The organism is Butyricimonas sp. Marseille-P2440 (assembly GCF_900091675.1).
GTDB lineage: Bacteria > Bacteroidota > Bacteroidia > Bacteroidales > Marinifilaceae > Butyricimonas > Butyricimonas synergistica.
In genome coordinates, this window is sequence record NZ_LT594610.1 from 551,121 (window position 1) to 572,600 (window position 21,480).

At 45.9% G+C, this 21,480-nt stretch carries 17 protein-coding genes; 10 read left to right on the forward strand and 7 right to left on the reverse strand.

The genetic code is table 11. The features are described from left to right. Positions 1-21: 21 nt before the first annotated feature. Positions 22-726, reverse strand: a complete 705-nt coding sequence (locus tag BN8899_RS13340) for a DUF1573 domain-containing protein (protein WP_065219802.1) — start codon at positions 724-726, stop codon at positions 22-24. Between the two features lie 117 nt (positions 727-843). On the opposite strand from BN8899_RS13340, the gene rpsO reads away from it, so the two are divergent. The 3 genes from rpsO to BN8899_RS13355 all read left to right on the forward strand — a co-directional run bounded on the left by rpsO (position 844) and on the right by BN8899_RS13355 (position 4,681). Continuing rightward, positions 844-1,113, forward strand: a complete 270-nt coding sequence (rpsO, locus tag BN8899_RS13345) for a 30S ribosomal protein S15 (RefSeq protein WP_027200975.1) — start codon at positions 844-846, stop codon at positions 1,111-1,113. Positions 1,114-1,232: 119 nt separating this feature from the next. Beyond that, complete coding sequence (gene pnp / locus BN8899_RS13350; RefSeq protein ID WP_018337048.1) at positions 1,233-3,449, forward strand: polyribonucleotide nucleotidyltransferase; 2,217 nt, start codon at positions 1,233-1,235, stop codon at positions 3,447-3,449. A 134-nt stretch (positions 3,450-3,583) separates the two neighbouring features. Beyond that, positions 3,584-4,681 (forward strand): PdxA family dehydrogenase, encoded by a 1,098-nt coding sequence (locus BN8899_RS13355; protein WP_018337047.1) that lies wholly within the window; start codon positions 3,584-3,586, stop codon positions 4,679-4,681. A 31-nt stretch (positions 4,682-4,712) separates the two neighbouring features. Here the strand turns inward: BN8899_RS13355 and BN8899_RS13360 are convergent, their stop codons facing one another. The 5 genes from BN8899_RS13360 to BN8899_RS13380 are packed head-to-tail and all read right to left on the reverse strand — an operon-like array spanning position 4,713 to position 9,714. Continuing rightward, on the reverse strand, positions 4,713-6,476 hold the full coding sequence (locus tag BN8899_RS13360; RefSeq protein WP_065219803.1) for a (Fe-S)-binding protein: 1,764 nt from the start codon (positions 6,474-6,476) through the stop codon (positions 4,713-4,715). Positions 6,477-6,480: 4 nt separating this feature from the next. Next, positions 6,481-6,828 (reverse strand): 4Fe-4S dicluster domain-containing protein, encoded by a 348-nt coding sequence (locus tag BN8899_RS13365; RefSeq protein ID WP_018337045.1) that lies wholly within the window; start codon positions 6,826-6,828, stop codon positions 6,481-6,483. 9 nt (positions 6,829-6,837) lie between these two features. Then, positions 6,838-7,866 carry an FAD-dependent oxidoreductase gene (locus BN8899_RS13370; RefSeq protein WP_065219804.1) on the reverse strand — a complete coding sequence of 343 codons (1,029 nt, stop codon included), beginning with the start codon at positions 7,864-7,866 and terminating at the stop codon, positions 6,838-6,840. A gap of 34 nt (positions 7,867-7,900) precedes the next feature. After that, positions 7,901-8,977: a CoB--CoM heterodisulfide reductase iron-sulfur subunit B family protein gene (locus BN8899_RS13375; protein WP_065219805.1), complete on the reverse strand. Its 1,077-nt coding sequence runs from the start codon at positions 8,975-8,977 to the stop codon at positions 7,901-7,903. A gap of 44 nt (positions 8,978-9,021) precedes the next feature. Continuing rightward, positions 9,022-9,714, reverse strand: a complete 693-nt coding sequence (locus BN8899_RS13380; RefSeq protein WP_065219806.1) for a 4Fe-4S dicluster domain-containing protein — start codon at positions 9,712-9,714, stop codon at positions 9,022-9,024. A gap of 210 nt (positions 9,715-9,924) precedes the next feature. Between BN8899_RS13380 and rbr the strand changes: the two genes are divergently transcribed. The 7 genes from rbr (at position 9,925) to BN8899_RS20790 (ending at position 18,588) form a co-directional block, all read left to right on the forward strand. Further along, a complete protein-coding gene (gene rbr / locus BN8899_RS13385) occupies positions 9,925-10,503 on the forward strand; it encodes a rubrerythrin (protein WP_026207370.1) in 579 nt (192 codons plus the stop codon). A 258-nt stretch (positions 10,504-10,761) separates the two neighbouring features. Further along, the gene (locus BN8899_RS13390) at positions 10,762-11,502 is read left to right on the forward strand and encodes a biotin--[acetyl-CoA-carboxylase] ligase (RefSeq protein WP_065219807.1); all 741 of its coding nucleotides are present in this window, start codon (positions 10,762-10,764) and stop codon (positions 11,500-11,502) included. 117 nt (positions 11,503-11,619) lie between these two features. Further along, positions 11,620-13,452 carry a DNA topoisomerase IV subunit B gene (locus BN8899_RS13395; RefSeq protein WP_018337039.1) on the forward strand — a complete coding sequence of 611 codons (1,833 nt, stop codon included), beginning with the start codon at positions 11,620-11,622 and terminating at the stop codon, positions 13,450-13,452. 83 nt (positions 13,453-13,535) lie between these two features. Further along, positions 13,536-16,181 (forward strand): DNA gyrase/topoisomerase IV subunit A, encoded by a 2,646-nt coding sequence (locus BN8899_RS13400; RefSeq protein ID WP_018337038.1) that lies wholly within the window; start codon positions 13,536-13,538, stop codon positions 16,179-16,181. 8 nt (positions 16,182-16,189) lie between these two features. Next, positions 16,190-16,645, forward strand: a complete 456-nt coding sequence (locus BN8899_RS13405; RefSeq protein ID WP_231932351.1) for a shikimate kinase — start codon at positions 16,190-16,192, stop codon at positions 16,643-16,645. A gap of 101 nt (positions 16,646-16,746) precedes the next feature. Then, complete coding sequence (locus BN8899_RS13410) at positions 16,747-17,784, forward strand: thioredoxin domain-containing protein (RefSeq protein WP_148375431.1); 1,038 nt, start codon at positions 16,747-16,749, stop codon at positions 17,782-17,784. 45 nt (positions 17,785-17,829) lie between these two features. Then, the gene (locus BN8899_RS20790; RefSeq protein ID WP_065219810.1) at positions 17,830-18,588 is read left to right on the forward strand and encodes a hypothetical protein; all 759 of its coding nucleotides are present in this window, start codon (positions 17,830-17,832) and stop codon (positions 18,586-18,588) included. A gap of 11 nt (positions 18,589-18,599) precedes the next feature. On the opposite strand, the gene BN8899_RS13420 is transcribed toward BN8899_RS20790, so the two are convergent. Beyond that, the gene (locus tag BN8899_RS13420; protein ID WP_065219811.1) at positions 18,600-21,431 is read right to left on the reverse strand and encodes a PD-(D/E)XK nuclease family protein; all 2,832 of its coding nucleotides are present in this window, start codon (positions 21,429-21,431) and stop codon (positions 18,600-18,602) included. Between the last annotated feature and the right edge of the window lie 49 nt (positions 21,432-21,480).

Here is a 21,480-nt window from a genome sequence, read left to right on the forward strand (position 1 = left end):
TGGAAATTGAAAATGATGAACTTAACGGGTAAGGGGAAAGGTGAAGCTTTCGCCTTGGTTGGTGCGGATTACAATGCGGTCGGCGGGGGAGAATGTCGTATTTCCGTTGCCGATGTAGCGGATGATGAGGTTGCCGATCATGCCTTTCTCTAAGGTGAAGGGGGTGTAGTCCGTTTCGATGTAATCGGGTTTGATGATCGATACGATGGATATGGCTTTTTTGCCGGTGTTGACCATGTTCACGATTTGTTGTTTTATTTTTAGTCGGCTTAAATAAATGGTGTCGGTGTTAAAACGGAGTTCTCCTGCCGGGAACGGGTATTCTTTTTCCACATTGACGGGTTTGCCCACGACCTTCCCGTTTAGTTTTAAAACGTGATTGGGCGGGGTGCCGTTGGTGTACACGACGATTTTCTTGGAGAACGTGCCGGGGCGGTCTTTCGGGTTAAAAACCACGGAAATTACCCCGCTGTCCCGGGGCATGATCGGGCGGCGGTTCCATTTCGGCACGGTGCATCCGCAGGTGGTTTCCACGTATTTTATCAATAATGGTGCTTTGCCTTTATTCACGAATTTGAAATGGTACGTGATTTTTCCCCCGGTTTCTTGCACTAAGCCCGCTTCGAGAACAGTTTTCTCGAAATCGATCTTGGCTTTTTGCCCGACCGCGAGCGCCGGAAGAAGGAAGAATATTGAGTACGCGAGTATTTTCCCTAGTCTAATCATGTCGTTGTAATTTTGCGTACAAAAATACAAAAAGGGATGGAAAAGATTGTTTCATGTCGGAATAAAGTATATCTTTGCGGCGTTAAAATAAATTTTAAAATTAAAGAACTGTACATCATGTATTTGACATCAGAAAAGAAAGAAGAACTTTTTTCACAGTACGGGAAGTCTAATAAAGATACCGGCTCTGTTGAGTCACAAGTAGCTTTATTTTCCTACCGTATCGCTCATTTGACTGAGCATTTGAAGAAAAACCACAAAGATTTCGCAACTCAAAGATCTTTGATTAAATTGGTTGGAAAACGTAGAGCGTTGCTTGATTACATGAAGAAGAGAGATATCGAGAGATATCGTGCTATCGTGAAAGCATTGAACTTACGTAAGTAATTTACATACTGGCGACCCGGTTGTCCGGGTCGTCTTGTTATTTGATCCTCCCCTCCTCCTCCTTTTATCTTAAAGAATTCCGTTAAAATGTTTTATATTTTAACAGTATTATTATTTCTATGAACATTATTGAAAAGAGCATTACCCTAAAAGATGGCAGGGTAATTACGCTAGAAACCGGAAAGCTCGCCAAGCAAGCCGATGGGGCTGTTATGCTGAAAATGGGCGATACGATGCTTCTGGCGACAGTTGTTTCGGCACAAGATGCCGGTCCGGACGTGGACTTTATGCCGTTGTCCGTGGATTACAAAGAAAAATTTGCTTCTTTGGGACGTTTCCCCGGGGGATTTACCCGCAGAGAAGGAAAAACTTCCGACTACGAGATTCTGGTATCCCGTTTGATCGACCGTGCCTTGCGCCCGTTGTTTCCGGATGATTATCATGCCGAAACTTTCGTGCAGGTAACGTTGTATTCCGGTGATGCGGAGACCATGCCGGATTGCTTGGCAGGGTTGGCAGCTTCGGCGGCTATTGCCGTGAGTGATATTCCGTTCCACGGACCTATATCGGAAGTGCGTGTAGCCCGTATCGAGGGCGAGTTGGTTATCAACCCGACCAGAAGCCAGTTGGCTGTTGCCGATCTGGATATCATGGTTGCCGCTACTTACGAGAACATTATGATGGTGGAGGGTGAGATGAACGAGGTGTCCGAGAAAGAGATGTTGGATGCTATCATTTTCGCTCACGAGGCTATCAAGGAACATTGCCTGGTACAAGAAGAATTGGCTAAGGCTGTGGGTAAGGAGAAACGGGTTTACTGTCATGAAGTGAATGACGAGGAACTTCGCAAAGATATTTGGGACAAGTGCTACGACAAGGCTTATGCCATGGCTCGTCAATGCAACGCGGACAAACACTTGCGCGAGAGGTTGTTTACTCAGGTAAAAGACGAGTATCTCGAATCATTGCCGGAAGAAGAAAGAGAAGCCAAGAAGACGCTTGTCGGTCGTTACTATCACGACGTGGAGAAAGAAGCTGTACGGAGAATGATTTTGGACGAAGGTTTGCGTCTGGATGGTCGTACTACCGAGCAAATTCGTCCGATCTGGTGTGAGGCTGGTCCTCTACCCGGACCTCACGGGTCATCTATCTTCACCCGCGGTGAAACACAGGCATTGGCAACCGTTACTTTAGGTACGAAACTTGACGAGAAGATTATCGACGAAGCCACGGAACAAGGAAAAGAGAAATTCTTGTTACACTATAATTTCCCGCCGTTCTCAACGGGTGAGGCAAAACCTACCCGAGGTGTCGGGCGTCGTGAAATAGGTCACGGAAACCTGGCTCACCGTGCGTTGAAACGGATGTTGCCGGATGCTTATCCTTACACGGTACGTATCGTTTCCGATATATTGGAATCTAACGGTTCTTCTTCCATGGCAACGGTATGTGCCGGAACTTTGGCGTTGATGGATGCCGGTATCCCGATAAAGAAACCGGTAACGGGTATCGCCATGGGATTGATTACCGATAATGAAAAATATGCCGTGTTGTCGGATATCTTGGGTGATGAAGACCACCTGGGAGATATGGACTTCAAGGTAACCGGAACCGTGGACGGAATCACCGCTACCCAAATGGATATTAAGGTAGACGGGCTTCCTTACGAGATTCTGGAAAAAGCTCTGGAGCAAGCTAAGCAAGGGCGTTTGCATATCATGAATATTATCAAGGAAACGTTGCCCGAGCCTCGTCCGGATCTGAAACCGCACGCACCTCGTATGGTGACCCTTACCGTGGACAAAGATCAGATCGGTGCTATCATTGGTCCCGGAGGAAAGATTATCCAGGATATTCAAGAGAAGTCCGGTACTGTTATCGTTATCGAAGAAGTGGGTAACCAGGGTATTGTGGATATTTCAGCAAGCAATGCAGATTCTATTGCAATCGCTGTTGCCCGTATCAAGGCTATCGCCAGCAAACCAGAAGTAGGAGAGATTTATGAAGGTGTCGTGAAGACGATTACCGCGTTCGGTGCTTTCGTTGAATTCCTGCCCGGTAAAGACGGATTGTTGCACGTTTCCGAAATCGACTACAAACGCGTTGAGAACGTGGAAGACGTGTTGAAAGAAGGCGATAAAGTTCGCGTGAAATTGATTGATATAGATCCGAAAACCGGTAAGTTTAAACTTTCCCGGAAAGTGTTGCTTCCGAAACCCGAAGGGATGGAACAGCAAAGCGATCGTCCCCGAGGCGACCGTCAGGATCGGGGTCCAAGACAAGACAGAGGTCCTCGTCGGGATAACAGAGGTCCAAGACCGGAAAGAAAAGAGTAGAAAAAAGGAGCTTTAAGCTCCTTTTTCTATTTACAAAATTCTCTGTTGCCAGAGGAAATCGTAAATCTAAAATCATAAATCTAAAATTTGAAATCTATTTTATTATCTTTGTGCGAAATGAAATATTTTGTAATATGGAAAATAGATTGAATGTAGGTATTACGCATGGGGATGTAAATGGTATATCTTATGAGTTGATCATAAAGCTGTTGGCAGAGAACCGGATTTGTGAGTTGTGCGTTCCTATTCTATACGGGTCGCCTAAAGTGGCTGCCTACTACCGGAAGGTATTAAACGTGGAGAATTTCAGCTTGAATACGATCAGAGAGCCGAGAGAGGCGAACAGCAAAAGATCTAACATTATCAATTGTGTGGATGACAACGTGAAAGTCGATCTGGGGAAGGAAACTCCCGATTCGGATCAAGCCGCGATGATCGCCTTGAAATATGCCTTAGACCAGTTGGATCGTAACGAGATTGATGTGTTGACTTTGGCTCCGCAAGGACCGGAAAGTTTCTTGAAGGATGAAGTAAACTCTTTGACTGAATATTTGGCAAAACGTTACAATACCCCCGAGGCGATGTCGCTTTTCGTGAGCGAGAAAATGAAGTTGGGATTCGTGACGGAGTATTCAAAATTGCGGGATGTACCCCACCAGATCACCCAAAAGAATATCATGAAGAAGTTGATGTTATTGGATGACACGTTGAGAATGGATTTCACCATATCAAAGCCTAAGATTGCCGTTTTGGGATTGAATCCACAGGTGAATTGCGGGCAGAACGGAGATGAGGAAGCAAATATTATAGTGCCTGCCATCGAGCGTGCCCGCCAAGAGGGGATCATGGCTATTGGACCTTTCCCTGCCGACCGTTTCTTCTCGGAAGCTATGTACGAGAAATTTGACGCGATACTTGCCATGTATTACGATCAGGGGATAGCGGCGTTTAAAGCTATCGACGAGGAGAGTGCGGCTTGTTATGTTGCGGGGCTTCCTGTGATATGTGCGACCTCTCTGACGGATGCTCGCTATGACATCGTGGGACAAGATCTCGGTGATGAACAAGGGTTGCGTAACGCTCTCTATCTGGCGATGGATGTGTTTGTGCATCGGGAGCAAAATATAGAACTGCAAAAGAACCCTCTTCCGCATTATGACATTGCTAGTAATAGCAACGAAAGCGATCTGAACGTGGAACAGATAGAAGGGGTAAGAGATATTGATGATTAAGAAATAAAAAAAGCCGCAATCGCGGCTTTTTTTATGCTTCAGCAACCAGCTCCGCTATATCCTTGACAGGAATCTCGGTGGATGTTTTGCTTAATGTTTTCTTGCATAACGGGCATGCCGTTACAATCACGTCCGGATGATAAGCGGTGTAAGCTTTTACCGTATCCCCGCTGATTTTTGTCTTTTGCCCGGAATCAATAGCCGTGTTAGCAAGACTGCCGCCACAGCAAAGTGATTTCTTGCCGTCGTACACGGTTGTTATTTTGTAACTGACTTGTTTCAACACGTTCTCCGGGGCATGTACGATCTGGCTGCCTCGTCCCAATTCGCAAGGATTATGGAACACGGTCTTTACGTCCATGTTGTTTACTTTCAATTGTCCTTCCCGGATCAGCATTTCGATATATTCCGTGTGATGCATTATTTTGGCTTTCAAGGTATAATCCTCTTTAAATGTCTTGTAACATATCGGGCAGGACGTCACGAGTATATCGGCATTCGACGCCTCGATCATTTCTTGATTTTTGTCCATGACGATTTGGGCGGCTTGCCAGTTCCCGGAAAGAGCTAACGGGCGACCGCAGCAAATCCCGGCTCTCTCGTCGATAAAGGAGTAATCAACTTTCGCTTTCTCGAATATCTGTTGCATGGATTTGATGATGCCGGGGGTAAGATGGCTCATGCATCCGGCAAAATAAGCCACTTTTGCTCGCTTTACTTCCGGTTCGGGAACGTAGGCATACGTGTCTTTTACCACCCGAATGGTGTCCGGGCGTTGGCTTTGCCGGATGGCGTTCAAGTTGATTCCCACGGGACAAGATGCCTCGCAGCGTCCGCACATTAGGCAATTTTCTGCCTGTTTACTTAACGGCTCGTGATTACGTATGCGGCGCAGGAAATAAACCGGTTGGATGTCATTGATGTCGCATGAACTGTTCAGTTGGCACGTGTTGATGCAAATACCGCACCGGGAGCAGGCATTCACCTGTATTTCGCTATACCCGTTATATTCTCTACCTTGTTTTACTCCCCAGTTTTTCAGGAAGATATATACCATTTCCGTCGGGATATGCATATAGCGGGAGAAGGGGAGAAGCAGAAAGAATAACCCGAGTAAAGAGGAATACACCCACCATGCCGGGTAGGAGAGATGCTCCAGAGGAAGGAAACTACCGAAGAAGTTTCCGGCATTGTATGTGAGGAAACTACCTCCCCCGTTCAGACCGCTCGTGAAACTTTCTGCCAGAAAACGTACCGGGAAAATCAGCCAAAGAACGGTTAATATCAACAAGTCGTACGCTCTCTGCTTGGTTGTTTTCTTCATGCCGAAAAGGCGGGAATAGAAACGTTTGGTGATGGCTAAAGTGATGCCGATCAACAAGAATAGAAGGATTAAATCCATCAGGAAGGCGAATGTTTCACTGTACGGGAAAGTTTCGTTTGCCGGATGAAAATACCGGAAAAAGATAGCGAAATAAGGAGGATTGAAAGCACTGGTATGGTATACCATGGATTCTATCTTCCCGACAACGATCAGCAGGAACCACCCGAACGCGAACGTCATGTGCATATACCCCAACATCGGGTTGGTCTTGAATATTTTATGATGTAGCAAGCTTTCCCTGAATATTTCCCACCCGGAACGAATCGTTTGCAAGGAGAATAACCCTTTGCGGATTTTCTTGCGTTCCTCCTGGGGGAAACTCTTGATCCACTTGTAGTATTTGAAACACAAGTATATCAGTAATGTTATAAGCCCGATCGTGAAAGGTAGGACGAAATGGTCGTAATACATAGCTTCAATCTTCTAGTTTTTGGTTGGTTTTTATGAAATTTAGCATTTCTAATATCATCTTTCGGGTTTCTACCCCTCTCGGACATACCAGCATGCACTTGCCGCATAACATACATTTCTGCAATTGTTCTTTGGCATCTTTCGTTTCGCCTCTCTTCATGAGCATCTGTACTTTGCGGATATTGAAGTCCGTGAGGTTTCCCGCGGTACATCCCGCGGTGCATCCCCCGCAACCGATGCAAAGTTTGCTGCTCGGAACGGTAGCGGCAATATACTCTGTCATTGCCTTGTCGTTCTTGTCGTAATTGATGCTTCTCGTTTCCGATATACTATATCCCCAGAAATTTATCATCTTCTAATTTTAGATTTTATGATTTTTGACGTAAGCCGTTATACAACTTGCGGCAGAACGGGCGTCAGCCAGCGTGTCGGTAAGATTCATCGGGGCACTGCCGCATCCTGCCACAAAGACTCCTTCCACGTTGGTGAAATTGTTCCGGTAGTGCGGGTCTTGTGGCTGGATGAATCCGTTGGGAGCCAGATTTAATCCCAGTTCTCCCGCGGTTTGGCGGGTCCCTTCCGAGGATTCCATCCCGACCAGTAAGATCATCATGTCCAGTGTCATACGCAGCGGTTTCCCAACTAGCGTATCTTCAACTTTGATCTGCAATTGTTTTTGCATATTTTCTGCCGCTTCGGACAATCGTCCGCGGATGAACTTGATGTTATATTTTTCTTGAGCCTCCCGGTACATTTCCTCGTATCCCGGTCCGAACATACGCATATCCATGTAGAAACAAAAAATTTCTGCCTCGGGTAATAGTTCTCGGATTTCGATAGCCTGTTTTACCCCGGTGATACAGCAGAGTTTGGAGCAATGGTAATTGCACACTTTTTCGTCACGAGAACCCACGCAATGGATGATGCCGACCCGTTTTGGGGTATTGCCCCCAGCCGTCGTGATGGCGTGATTGTAGAACATATTCTCGAGTTCCACGGAGGTAATCACGTTCTCGTATATCCCGTACCCGTACTCTTCTTTCCGGCGGGCATCGAATATCTTGAATCCGGTAGCGACTAAAAGTGAATCGCCTTCCAGCAAACTCCCGTCTGTTAACGGTACGTTGAATTTTCCGGTTTTGCTTTTCTCTATTTTTTTCGGTTCCATCCCGAGGTGTAACCGGATATTCGGGTGCACCAGATGTCCTTTTAATATAGCATTCAGATCCTTGGCGTACTTGCGATCGGGAAATAGTTGGTACCAGTTGTTCAAGTTACCTCCGGTTTCATTACTTTTTTCAACCAACTCTACTTCGATTCCTTGATTTGCCAATTGGTGTGCCGCCTCGCAGCCTGCCGGACCTCCGCCGATGATAATGACTTTTGCCATGTATTTAATTGAAAATTAATTTCGTGGTTTAACATTATAAGTTTGCAACTCTTAGGTACGTGGGGCACTTCGGGGCTCCGATATTTTCTCCTCGCACGTTTTTGTATTTCGCCTCCGGATCGTACGGGATGCCCATTTTATCCAGCAATGGCTCCACGGAAACCTGGTGCATTTGCAAGCCGATTTCCCACGGGTCGTATCCCAGTACTAATGCGGAAAGTTCTTCGTAGGTCAACACGGGAATTCCGTACCCGTCTTGCCCATAGGTTGTGCCTTCCATCTCACTGATGGTGTATTGCCATTTGTCCATGAACATGGCGCATCCCGGGCAATTAGCGACGATAAAATCGGGTTGGTACGGTTGCATGGATTCGAATTTCTTTTTGGAGTTTGCTACCGAGTATCCCCGGTTCGCCATCACAAGGTATTGGCGGAAACCGAACCCGCAACAATGCCTTCTTTCCGGGTAATCGATGACGTCACCTCCCCAGGCATAAATCAATCCCGATAATACGGCGGGAAATTCCGCCCCTCCGATGCCTTTTGTCGGGAACATCTTGGAATAGTGGCAGCCGATATGATCTACGCCTCTCAATGGTCTTCCCGTGTGGACGTCCACCAGTTTATATTTAGATTGAGTGGCAATCTCGTTTCTGAATTTATAGATGATATCCGACGTATGTGCTAGATTCTTCGGTTTGTTGAACTCCCGTTTCGTGGCTTTCCACAAGTATTCCCGTATTTTTTCCTCGATCTCCGGGTGGTGCTCCCAAGTTTCAAGAATTTCCGTATATATCCCGAAAGAGGTGATACACGAGGGGGTCATGTTCTCGTATCCGGCTTCAGTCATCAGCGCGAAATGGCGTGCCACGACGGTCATGATAGTTTCCGCCGGTACAATGTCCGAGTGATACCCGATCCCGGTGCAAGTCGTGTGCCTCGGGTCGTCCACGACATCCTTGCCCAACTTGTTTTTCATGATGTCCAAGTACGCCCATTCCGATCCCGGAAAGAAAGTCTGGCGAATGCAACTTCTCGCGTAAAAATAATGATCGTCCGCTATCTCTTTCTGGTAATCATTCCATATTTGTTGTTTGCCCTCTAGATTCATCTTCTGATTTTAGATTTTAAATTCATTTTCAATTTTCAATTGCATCATTGGTGTTCTCCCGTGTTCTCCATGTATGTTTTTAGGAAATAGGCTTCTTCCAAGTCTACCTTTTCATTGTCAGCCTCACGTTGAGAACATTGGTCAATGTTATTCAGGAATTCCGTGCCCCCGGTGACGTCAAAAATCTTCCGTAGTTCGTCCATGCTCTCGTTATCAACTTCCCGTAAAGCACCGGCTCCCGGCTTGCGATAATTCGAGTGCATCCGTTCGTACACGTCATCCAAGTGTTCGTATATCCACTCCCACACGGGACCTTGTTCCGGGTGCATTTCCGGTTTTACCAGATCGGGCGTGACACAATATCCCCGGTTCAGAATGGATTCCCCGATCACGTGTTTCAAGGCATATTGCTGGCGTCCTTTCTCCGAGTAGACGAAATACCCTAGTTCTTGTGATACCTTGCGCAAAGCCATGATAATCAGTCCCGGGGTATTACAACGCGGACAACGGGTCTTGCACGACATACATTCTCCACAGTACCAGATCGTGTTGCTTTTCAGCAATTCCTCGATCTCCTCCTCGTTTCCCCGTTGCACGGTTTCCACGATCACCCGGGGATCGTAATTGTAAAATTCGGCAGCCGGACAAATCGCGGTACATACCCCGCAATTCATGCAACTGTTCATTCCCTCGATGAAGTGAATATCTTCACGTAATTTATTTAAAATCTTAGACATATCTAATTGTTATATGAAAATTTATTCTCCATAAATTTCTATGCTTACAAAATTATATCTAAATACGTGACAACTAAAGGATGAAAATGCGTAAATGTGAATGGTATTTATACTACCAGCAGCTTATTTAGAAACAGACTATATTGGCATTTGTGACCTGTAAACTTGCAACTTGTAACTTTCCCTTTCCGTAAGAAAAAGGAAAAAGCTATGGTAAAGAATGTTAAAGGTTCCATGACGGAAGCCAATCTATTGAAATCGTTTGCCGGAGAGTCGCAAGCAAAAAATCGTTACACGTTTTTCTCTGAAGTAGCCAAAAAAGAAGGTTACGAACAAATAGCCGGAATCTTCTACGAAACGGCATTACAGGAAGAGATGCACGCTAAACGTTTCTTTAGTCGCCTGGAAGGCGGGATGTTGGAGATCACGGCTGCTTATCCCGCGGGTATCATCGCCGATACGGCTTCTAACTTGATTGAAGCAGCAGAAGGAGAATATGATGAATGGCATCACCTGTATCCGGAATTTGCTAAAGTAGCAGAGGAAGAGGGCTTCAAGGATATTGCCGTGATGTACCGAATGATTATCGAGGCGGAGAAAAATCACGAAACAAGGTATCGTAAATTATTATCCAATTTACAAGAAAATTTGGTATTTGAACGCCCGCAAACCGTGAGGTGGTATTGCCGTAAATGCGGTTATATCCACGAGGGACCTGCAGCCCCGAAAGTTTGTCCCGCTTGCCTGCATCCACAGGGATTCTTTGAATTATTCCAGGAGTTGTACTAAATTCTGGTATTCTTGTTATTCCTCACGAGAGAAAGGCGTTTATATCCCTCCCGTTACTAGGGTTATACTCTCTCCTCTTCGGAGCCTCTTCATTTCTCGGTTATAGCAACTATATCTCCGTATATTTATGCTATGCAGGAGCTTTGACGAGGCTGCGAAGGTGGGGGCGTATATAAATTTTCACACGAGGAATGAATAGCATAGAGTTGTGTGAATGGGGGAAAAATTCTATTTTTGTTTCTTTAAAAGTAGAATTTTATGCGTGAATATCAGGTAAGCGGATTTAAGATTTTAGAATACGAAGAGTTGGACTCGACGAATAATCAGGCGGAGAAGTTGGGGTGGGGTGTGTTGGAGGATAAAATGGTGGTGTTGACTCGTAAACAAACTCAAGGAAGAGGACAGATTGGGAATCGTTGGGAGAGTGAGCCGGGGAAAAATATTTCGATGACGGTGGTGTTTCGACCGAAGGCGTTGGCGGCGGGAGAACAGTTCGCGATCTCGATGGTGATTGCTCTGGGAACGTGTGATTTTATATCCCGTTATGCGGAGGAATGTTCGGTGAAGTGGCCGAATGATATTTACGTGGAAGACAAGAAAATTTCGGGGATATTGATTGAACATTCTATCATGGGAGCGTACGTGGGAGGCTCGTTGTGTGGAATCGGGGTGAATGTTAATCAAGAGTGTTTCGTGTCGGATGCCCCGAATCCGGTATCTTTATTTCAGCTTACCGGGGTAGAGTTGTCGTTGGAAAAGGCGTTGGAGGAGTTGTTGGAGTGTATCGGGAAACGATATGAACAAGTGTATAATTATGCGGCATTGGATCGGGATTTTCTGCAAGTGATGTATCGGCGTTCCGGGGAATTCGACTGGGAAGACGAGCACGGGAGTTTCCGGGCATCCATTGCGGGCGTGAATGAATACGGGCAGCTGATTTTGAAGGATAGCGAGGGGATGGAGCGGGTGTACGGGTTTAAGGAGGTGGCTTATAAATAATTTAGATTTACGATGGGATGATTCCGTGATGAGGTGATTCGTGATTGGAAAAATTTCACGAATAAATTTATTTCATTGATTTGTTTTGATTATTTTTGTGCAAAACATGGAGGACATATGGTAGAGAATTATTCGGAAGATTCTATTCGTACGCTGGACTGGCGGGAGCATATACGTTTGCGTCCCGGTATGTATATAGGGAAGTTGGGCGATGGTGCAGCGATGGATGATGGAATATACATATTGGTTAAAGAGGTGGTGGATAATAGTATCGATGAGTTTGCGATGGGAGCGGGGAGCGAGATTATTATCACGGTGGAGGAGCGTACTGTGTCGGTGCGGGACTTCGGGCGAGGCATACCCTTGGGTAAGCTGATCGATGTGTCTTCGAAGATGAACACGGGGGCGAAGTATGATTCCGAGGCTTTCAAGAAGTCCGTGGGGTTGAATGGCGTAGGTATCAAGGCGGTGAATGCGCTTTCCGAGAGTTTTACCATACAAGCTTTCCGTGACGGGGAAACAAAGCTGGTGCGTTATAGCAAAGCGTTGGTGGTGGAGGATCAGAAAATTGTGCCGACCAGCGAGCCGAACGGTACGTTGGTGACTTTCGTTGCCGACAAGGAGTTGTTCGGGAATTACCACTATATTTCGGATTACCTGGAGGCGATGTTCAAGAATTACGTGTTCTTGAATTCCGGGTTGACGATCGTTTTCAACGGTCAGAAGTTCCATTCGAAGCGAGGGTTGTACGATCTGTTGTCCGAGAATATGAGTGGCGAGGGAATTTATCCTATCATTCATTTGAGAGGGAATGATATCGAGATGGCGATGACGCACGGGCGGCAATACGGAGAGGAATATTATTCTTTCGTGAACGGGCAGCACACGACGCAGGGAGGTACGCATCTGGTGGCTTTCCGCGAGGCGGTGGTGAAGACCATTCGCGATTTTTACAAGAAAGATTTTGATTTGGCGGATATTCGTACGTCGATTATCGCGGCTATTAGTATAAAGGTGCAAGAGCCGATGTTCGAGTCCCAGACGAAGACCAAATTGGGGTCGAAGGATATCGCACCGGGAGGTCCTTCGGTGAGGAATTTTATTTTTGATTTTATCACGAAGGAATTGGATAATTACCTGCACCGGAACCCGGATACGGCAGAATTGTTGTTGCGCAAGATCGTGGAAACGGAGAAGGAGCGCAAGGCGATGTCTGGCATCCAGAAAATTGCCCGGGAGCGGGCGAAACAGGTCAGCTTGCATAACCGGAAATTGAGGGATTGCCGGGTGCATTTTAACTCGAATCACGAGCGGAAGACCGAATCGTCGATATTTATCACCGAGGGGGATTCGGCGAGCGGGTCGATCACGAAGTCGCGGGATGTGAACACGCAGGCGGTGTTCAGTTTGAGAGGTAAGCCGTTGAACTCTTTCGGTCTGACCAAGAAGATCGTGTACGAGAATGAAGAGTTTAATCTCTTGCAGGCGGCGTTGAATATCGAGAACGGGATAGAGGAATTAAGATATAATAATATCATCATCGCGACGGATGCCGATGTGGACGGTATGCATATCCGGTTGTTGTTGTTGACGTTCTTTTTGCAATTCTTTCCGGATGTGGTGCGTTCCGGACATCTTTACATTTTGCAAACCCCGCTTTTCCGGGTGCGCAACAAGAAAGAAACCCGTTACTGTTATTCGGATGCCGAACGGGAGAAAGCGATCAAGCAGTTGGGACCTAAGCCGGAGATTACGCGCTTTAAAGGTTTGGGAGAGATTTCGCCGGACGAGTTCGGCGGGTTTATCGGGAAAGATATTCGACTGGAACCGGTGCGCATGACGAAGCAGGATCCGATAGGGACGATTCTGGCTTATTACATGGGCAAGAACACGAACGAGCGACAAGATTTTATTATAGACAATCTGTACGTGGAGAAGGATGAAATCTAATAATTTTAGATTTTAAATTTTAGATTAAAAAATTGGGATGATGTGGTTCATTTTCAATTTTCAATTTTCAATTTTCAATTTATATGAGCGAGGAGATAAATAACGAGGAAGTAGAGGATGTGGTGCCTCAGGAGCCGGAACAAGAACATCACGAGGAGAACGGGCGGGTGCGGTCGATAAAGCATCTGTCGGGAATGTTCGAAAGGTGGTTTTTGGACTATGCTTCCTACGTGATTCTGGAACGTGCCGTGCCTTACGTGAATGACGGGTTGAAGCCCGTGCAGCGCCGTATATTACACGCCATGCGTGAGATGGACGACGGGCGGTACAATAAGGTGGCGAATATCGTCGGGAGTACCATGTCGTATCACCCGCACGGGGATGCCTCCATCAAGGATGCGCTGGTGCAGCTGGGACAGAAGAATCTGCTGGTGGATTGCCAGGGAAACTGGGGAAATATCCTTACGGGGGATGATGCTGCCGCGGGGCGGTATATCGAGGCTCGTTTGTCGAAGTTCGCTTTGGAGGTGGCTTTCAACCCGAAGACCACGAATTGGAAATTGTCGTACGATGGTCGTAAAAGAGAGCCGGTCACTTTGCCGATCAAGTTCCCGTTGCTGTTGGCACAGGGTGTGGAAGGTATTGCCGTGGGATTGGCTTCCAAGATATTGCCGCATAATTTCAACGAATTGTTGGATGCTTGTGTGGCTTATTTGCGGGGCGAGGAATTCGTGTTGTACCCGGACTTCCCAACGGGAGGTATGGTCGACGTATCGAAGTATAATGACGGAATCCGGGGGGGAGTCGTGAAGATTCGTGCCCGGATTGAAAAAGATGCGGGAAACAAGATATTGCGAATTACCGAGATCCCGTTTGGTCGGACGACTTCGGCATTGATCGATTCGATCTTGAAGGCGAACGAGAAGGGAAAGATCAAGATCAAGAAAATCGATGATAACACGGCGGCGAACGTGGAGATTTTGGTGCACTTGGCGGCGGGGGTTTCTTCGGATAAGACGATAGATGCCCTGTATGCCTGCACGGATTGTGAACTTTCCGTATCACCGAATTCTTGCGTGATCGAGAATGATAAGCCGGTCTTTATGCCGGTGTCCGATATTCTGCGGAAATCGGTGGATGACACGGTCGCTTTGTTGTTGCTGGAATTGAAGATCAAGCTGGGTGAGTTGGAAACCGACTGGCAATATTCTTCTCTGGAGAAAATTTTTATCGAGGAACGAATATACAAGGATAAGGAATTCGAGGAGAGCGGATCGGTAGAGGAGGTTGTGGTACACGTGCGCAAGCGTTTGGAACCATTTATTGCCCACTTGATTCGCCCCGTGACGGACGACGATATCAAGCAGTTGTTGGAAATCAAGATGAAGCGTATCTTGAAGTTTAATTCCGAGCAAGCGGAGAATTATATCAAGGGATTGGAAGAGGAGATTACCCGGGTGAAGTTTGATATAGAACATATTATTCCTTATTCCATCGAGTATTACAAGCGGATCAAATCGAAATACGGCAAGGGACGGGAACGGCTCACGGAGATTCGTAATTTCGAGAATATTGAGGCGACGAAAGTGGTGGTGGCGAACGAGAAGTTGTATATCAACCGGGAAGAAGGTTTTATCGGTACCGCTTTGAAAAAGGACGAGTTTATTTGCGAGTGTTCAGATATTGACGACGTGATTATTTTCCGTAAGGATGGTACTTATTACGTGACGAAAGTGGCGGATAAGTTGTTCGTGGGAAAAGACGTGTTGCACGTGAACGTGTTCAAGAAGAATGACAAGCGCACGATATATAACGTGGCTTACCGTGACGGGAAATACGGTCCGTCGTACGTGAAGCGTTTTTGTGTGACGGGTATTACCCGTGACAAGCAATACAATTTGACGAAGGGAACAGCTGGTTCCCGGGTATTGTATTTCAGTGCTAACCCGAACGGGGAGGCTGAGGTGATTAAAGTATGCCTGAAGCCTAAGCCGGGTATGAAGAAGTTGGTTTCCGAGTATGATTTCGCCACGTTGGCAATCAAGGGACGTGATTCTCAAGGAAATTTGCTGAGTAAGAATGATATACATAAGATATCGTTGGTGCAGAAAGGAGTTTCCACGTTGGGTGGGCGTAAGATATGGTTGGACGAGGACGTATTGCGTTTAAACACGGACAGTCGGGGACGTTATGTCGGGGAGTTCCAAGGGGAAGACCGGATTCTGGTGGCGAATAAGAACGGAATGTACAATACTTCCGACTATGATTTGAGTAACCATTACGAGGATGGGTATCTTGTTTTCGAGAAGTTCGATTCCGAGAAAGTATGGTCTGCCGTGTTCTTTGATGCGGAACAGCAATTCTATTACTTGAAGCGTTTCCGGTTCGAGGATATGGCGAGAGTTACTTCCTTTATCGGGGAGAGCGAGGGATCATATCTTGTTTGTTTGAGTGGGGAGAAACGCCCGCGGTTCGAGATCGTGTTTGGGGGACGTTACGAGAATCGTCCGGCAGAGGTGATTGTTGCTGACGAGTTTATCGCCGAGAAGTCCTACAAGGCGCGGGGTAAGCGTTTGACAACCTACGAGGTGAAGGAGATTCGGGAGATCGAACCGTTGGATTCCGGGGAAGAGGAACAGACGGAAGAGGGGGGAACGGATGTGGATTTCGAGATAACCAATCCCGATATGCTGAGTGACGAGTCGCAGATGAAGCTGGATTTCGAGTAACTGGTGGTATGAAATATTTTATTGTCGGGTATATGGCAAGTGGCAAGACCACTTTCGGAAGGGAATTAGCCCGGGAGAAGGGCATTCCTTTTTGGGATTTGGACGCCCTCGTGGAGGAGAGTGCCGGTTGTGGTATATCCGATATTTTTGCCCGGGAGGGAGAATCTTTTTTCCGGGAATTAGAGCGGGAAATATTGCACGAGTTCTGTGCCCGGAAAGACGATTTCGTGTTGGCGACGGGGGGAGGAACCCCTTGTTTTTTTGATAATATGGACTGCATGAACGCTGCGGGACATACTTTATTCTTGGATACTTCTTTTCCCGAGTTAATCGGGCGTTTACGGGAACAGCGGGGAATGCGCCCTTTGTTGGCGGGGCTTTCTGATGAAGAATTGGAGAATTTCGTGAGAAAGCATCTTGAATTCCGGCTTCCTTTTTATTTGATGGCAAAAGAGAGATTGTAAAAGTGCATGAAATGATTTATTTCCCCGCAAAAAGGCGAGTGAATATTTTGTTATGTCCCAAAAAAGTTTAATTTTTGTGGTAGTCTAAACCATGCAAATTTGTGAAAAGAATATTGTTTATCGGGTGCTTTTGTATTTTGTTGATGGGAGGATATGCCCAGACGAAGAAAGAGTTTAAGCAAGTGTGGAATAAAAGAATGTCACAAAATGATATACTGAATAATCCGGATGGATTTATAAAGGATTTGATGACATATTTTCTTTACAAACATGATAGTATTGATTTTCAGATATTCGTGGGACCTGAAATGCGGACTTTTTATTTGTATTTGTTGACCATGGAAGCACTTGAGAATAAAAGTGGTTTGGATGAAGAGGTATTTGTGTTTAGGTCGATAGATCGTATGTTTTCTGAAATGAAGAAAACCCCGGAATATCTTCAAGGTAGAAAAATGATTATTGCGATTGGGGTTTTGCAGGGTAGGAACGTTGATCTCGCTAACTGGGGAAACGATAAGAATTTATTCAAACCAATGAATATCAGTGATGATCAGTTGGAAGATATTCGGGTATTGGCGGAGCGACAATCGGGAAAACAGGCAACGTATTGGGATTTGTTGCAGGAGTATTACGCCAAGATGAAAGATAAAATTGATGCGGAAAAAGCAAGAAAGAAGGCTGAGGAAGATAGAAAAAGAATAGATTTCGATCGTTTTTGGGAGATGGCTCCGGGGTGTATTGCTTATGTTGATAATATGGATACCGTCGTTAATATGGCTCAAAAAGAGAAGAAGCCCATATTGATATTTTTTTCCGGTTATGGAAGTCTTGAAGCAAGAGAAATGGAGTATGCTTTCATTAAAAATCAAGTACTTGGGAAATATGTGGCTGAAAATTATATTCTTGCTTTATTATTTATGGATAGTAGAACAGAACTTCCTGAAAATGAAAAATATTTTTCAGATATTTTGGGTTTGGAGGTGAAGAATAGGGGAAATGTAAATATGGAATTCCAGAAGAAATATTTCCAGATTCAACAGTTCCCGTTGGTGATGCTTGTAACTCCGGAATTGAAAGAGATCCGAAGAATGGAGATGACAAAGGATATGAAGAAGTTCGAGAAGTTTTTAAAGAAATGAAATGGATGTAATGGTGTTTGATAATGATAATTAAAATTTTGGCTTATGGAACGAGAAGAACGATTGTTTTTTTGTCGGAAATGTAAGAATCGGCAGTTTGACCCGAATCAGGGAATTGTTTGTAATTTGACACATAAACGAGCGGATTTTGAGAAAGAGTGCGGACATTATATTTTGGATGAAGCAGTGGTTGCCATGGAAGAAAAAGCTGTGGAAGAGGGGAGAATGGTTCGAGAAATTTCTGTTTCGGAAGAAGTTTTAGAACGGTTAAGATTACACCAAAGTGTGGGATATGCTTTACTGGGTGGTTGTGTTGCTATGTTGGTGAGTGCGGCATTGTGGGCGATTATATCCGTGGCATTAAATTTTCAAATCGGATACATGGCAATAGGTGTCGGTTTGCTTGTCGGCTTCACGGTTCGTTATTTTGGAATAGGTTTGGAACTTAAATTTGGTATTATAGGAGGAGTGTTTGCTTTTCTGGGGTGTTTGTTGGGTAACTTTTTCAGTTACGTGGGAATTAGTGCGGGACAATTGCAACAAAGTTTTTTTAGTGTCCTGCAATTGGTTGATTGGGAGGTTGCGAAAAGTATGATGATAGAAACATTTTCAGTGATAGATGTTTTGTTTTACGGGATAGCAATATACGAGGGATTTCGTTTTAGTTTCGTTCCGGTTACCCAAGAATTGGTTGGTGAGTTGGGTAGTGGGGAAAATAGTGAATTACCTCTTCGTTATAAATTACGATTACCTTTAGCTATGGCGAGTTTGGTACTAGTGGTTTTGTTGGGGGTATTTTTTTAGTTTATCGAAGGTTATTCCCGTTTGCATATCTCGTTGTACGAGCAATGGCGGCATTTCTCCGGGAGTTCCGTTTGCGTGAACGGGACGGTGGGGGAGAATAGTTTTTCGAGTAGGTCAGTGAGTAATGCTTGAAATTCCGGTTCATAGGGTTTGAAGCGGTGGATGGGTTCTTTGTTGCATTTCAATGAATAGGTGTAATTGGGGGTAAACAGTAGTTTGGTACTGTATATGCCCGGTAAGATGGGATCTGTGCCGGGGTTCTCGTGTTCGTACATCATGCAGTATAGCAGGGTTTGGAAAGCAGCTTTGTTTCGTTGCTTGTTATTGGAGTCGAAGATAGACGGGAGGTCTTTGAAGTCAGTTTTGTCGGCTCCCGTTTTATAATCGATCACGCGGGTGCCCCGTTCGATTTGGTCTACCCGGTCAATATCTCCTTCCACGTGAATCACGAGCGGGTGGTCGAGCGTGTTGATGGCAAGTGACATCCGGTATGTTTGTTCCATGGAGATCACGCGGAACGGGCACAAGGTTTTGTCGTATTCGAGCACTTTCTTCACGTATTTTTTGACGACGGAGAGGACAAGTTCGTTAGCCCCGCTTTCGAGCATACGCGACACGGTGGAGTCGTATAGTTTCAAGTAAGCCCGGCGGATATGTTCCTCGATCAGGGCGTCATCACGCATCAAGGCATCGAGTCCTTCTTCCGTGATTTTCCCGTCCGGGAAGGTTTGGTAGAGCGATTGGGTGCTTTGGTGAAATATTGTTCCCAGCAGGCGTTGATCGAGTTCTTCCGCTATTTCGTCCTTTTCTTTAATCCCGGCGATGTATTTGAAATAGAATTTCAAGTGGCACTCCATATAGGTGTTGAGTGCCGAGGGCGATATGCCTCGTTCTCCCGGGAGGGTGTAACGCGTTAGTTTTTCTTGAATCGCTTCATTTTTCGGGATGGAGATAGAGGGATTGTCCTGTACGGAAATATTGTTTTGGAAATGGGTTTCCCGGATGGGTAAGCCCGATTCGTATTTCATCTGGTAGAGGAAACGGCTCATCTCCCCGCTGGTCATTCCTTTGGTGACATCCGTGTAAAGGATTTTCACGTGTTCTGCCCGTTGCAGCAGGCGATAAAAGTAGTACGCGAACAAAGCATCCATGTGTTCCGGGGTGGGGAGCCCGAATCCTTTTCGTAGGTTATATGGGATAAAGGATGAGGCGTGTCCGCCTTTCGGGAGGATTCCTTCGTTGGCGGAGAGGATAACCAGATTCTTGAAATCCAGCATACGGGTTTCCATGAGCCCCATGATCTGCATCCCTTCCAGCGGTTCGCCGGAGAAGGGAATGGATATGCCTTGCAGTATTTTATTGATAATCTGTAAATAGAATTTATTCTCCGGGACGATATTTTCTTCCCGGAACGTGTTCTGGATTCCTTGTATCGAGGTGAATACCGTGAATAGAAATTCTTTTTCGATAGCTAGTCCCTCGTGTGCTTCCGGTTGGAGGGTGATGATTAGTTTTTTTAATATATTCAAGAGATACTCGGGAAGATTTTCTTCGGCAGATGAGAATATGGCTCGGGTAATATCGTTGAATTGCAGGCTTTTCTCTGCCACGTACACGATGTTGTTTACGTTGATGTAGTTCGTGATTTCCGGAATCTCGTTGGGGCAAGTACTCTTGATCAATTTGTGGTTGAGGAGGGCGATCACCGGCTTGTAGTAGTAGTGGGTGCTGCCGTCTACTTGCTTGGCATATCGTTTCAGATCCCCCAGCATGGAGATTAACGCGGCTGCCGACGTGTTTTGCGCCGGGTAACCCATGGTGATGTTAATCTTGTCTATCGAGGTCGGTATCGAATGGATGACCGGGGTAAGCAGGGTTTCGTCGCAAAGGACGATAGCCGTGTCCGTGTATGCCGCTTGTTGCCGGGGATGGAGTTGCCCGACCAGCGTGGGAATCAGTTTTGCCTGCCCGATGGTGGAGGGTACGGAAATGTATTCCACGTCCTTGTTGTTGTAACGGAGGTTGTTGAAATGTTCGAGTCCCAGGGCGTTGGGGAAAAGTTTCATGTTCTCCCGGATGTATAGCCCTGCCTCGTGATTCTCGTTTGCCGAGTAGTAGAGGTCATAATCCCAGTAGAAGGAGGCTTGCCCGTTGTCCCGGAAGTAGGTAAATATTTTTTTCTCGCATTGGTTCAAGGCGTTGAAACCGGCAAAAATGAGTTGTTTGTCCGTGTGATGATGGGAGAGGCGTTCGCAGAAGAGGCGTTGCCCCATACCCTCGTAACAGAGATTTTCTGCCATTAGTTTTGTCTTGAAATTTTTGTACGTGGGGTATAGTTTATCCCATACGTTGAGAAATTCTTGTTGTTCCCGGCTGTATTTCTCCGCGTTGAAACTGCGCCAGAAGCTTTGGATGAACTCGACTTGTTCGGGGGTGAGGTACGGGAAGGCGTTCTCGATTTCCCGCAAAGCTGTGATGTTGGAGAATAGGTCTTTGGCATCCACGAGATACTTGTCGATGTCATCGAAATCCCCTAATAGCATATTGCCCCAGAAGTAAAAGTCGTCAAATCGCTCCGTGGTTCCGGAATATTCCTGGTATGTTTTGTAAAGCTTGATGATGAGCGTTAGTTCTTCTGCCTTTTTTAGTCCGGTCTGTCGTTCGATAAATTCTCCAAGCGTGAGGATTTCGGGCATCCACACGGGTTTCGAGATTAAATGAGCCAATTCTTCGGCTAGAAACAGACCAGCCCGCTTGTTCGGGAACAGAATGGTCAGGTTATCAAATTTATTGCCGTGTTTTTGAATTAAATCTTTTGCCAGTAATTGGAGAAACGAATTCATATTTTATTATTATTTTTGTTTCGGAACAAATTTACAATTTATAAATCAC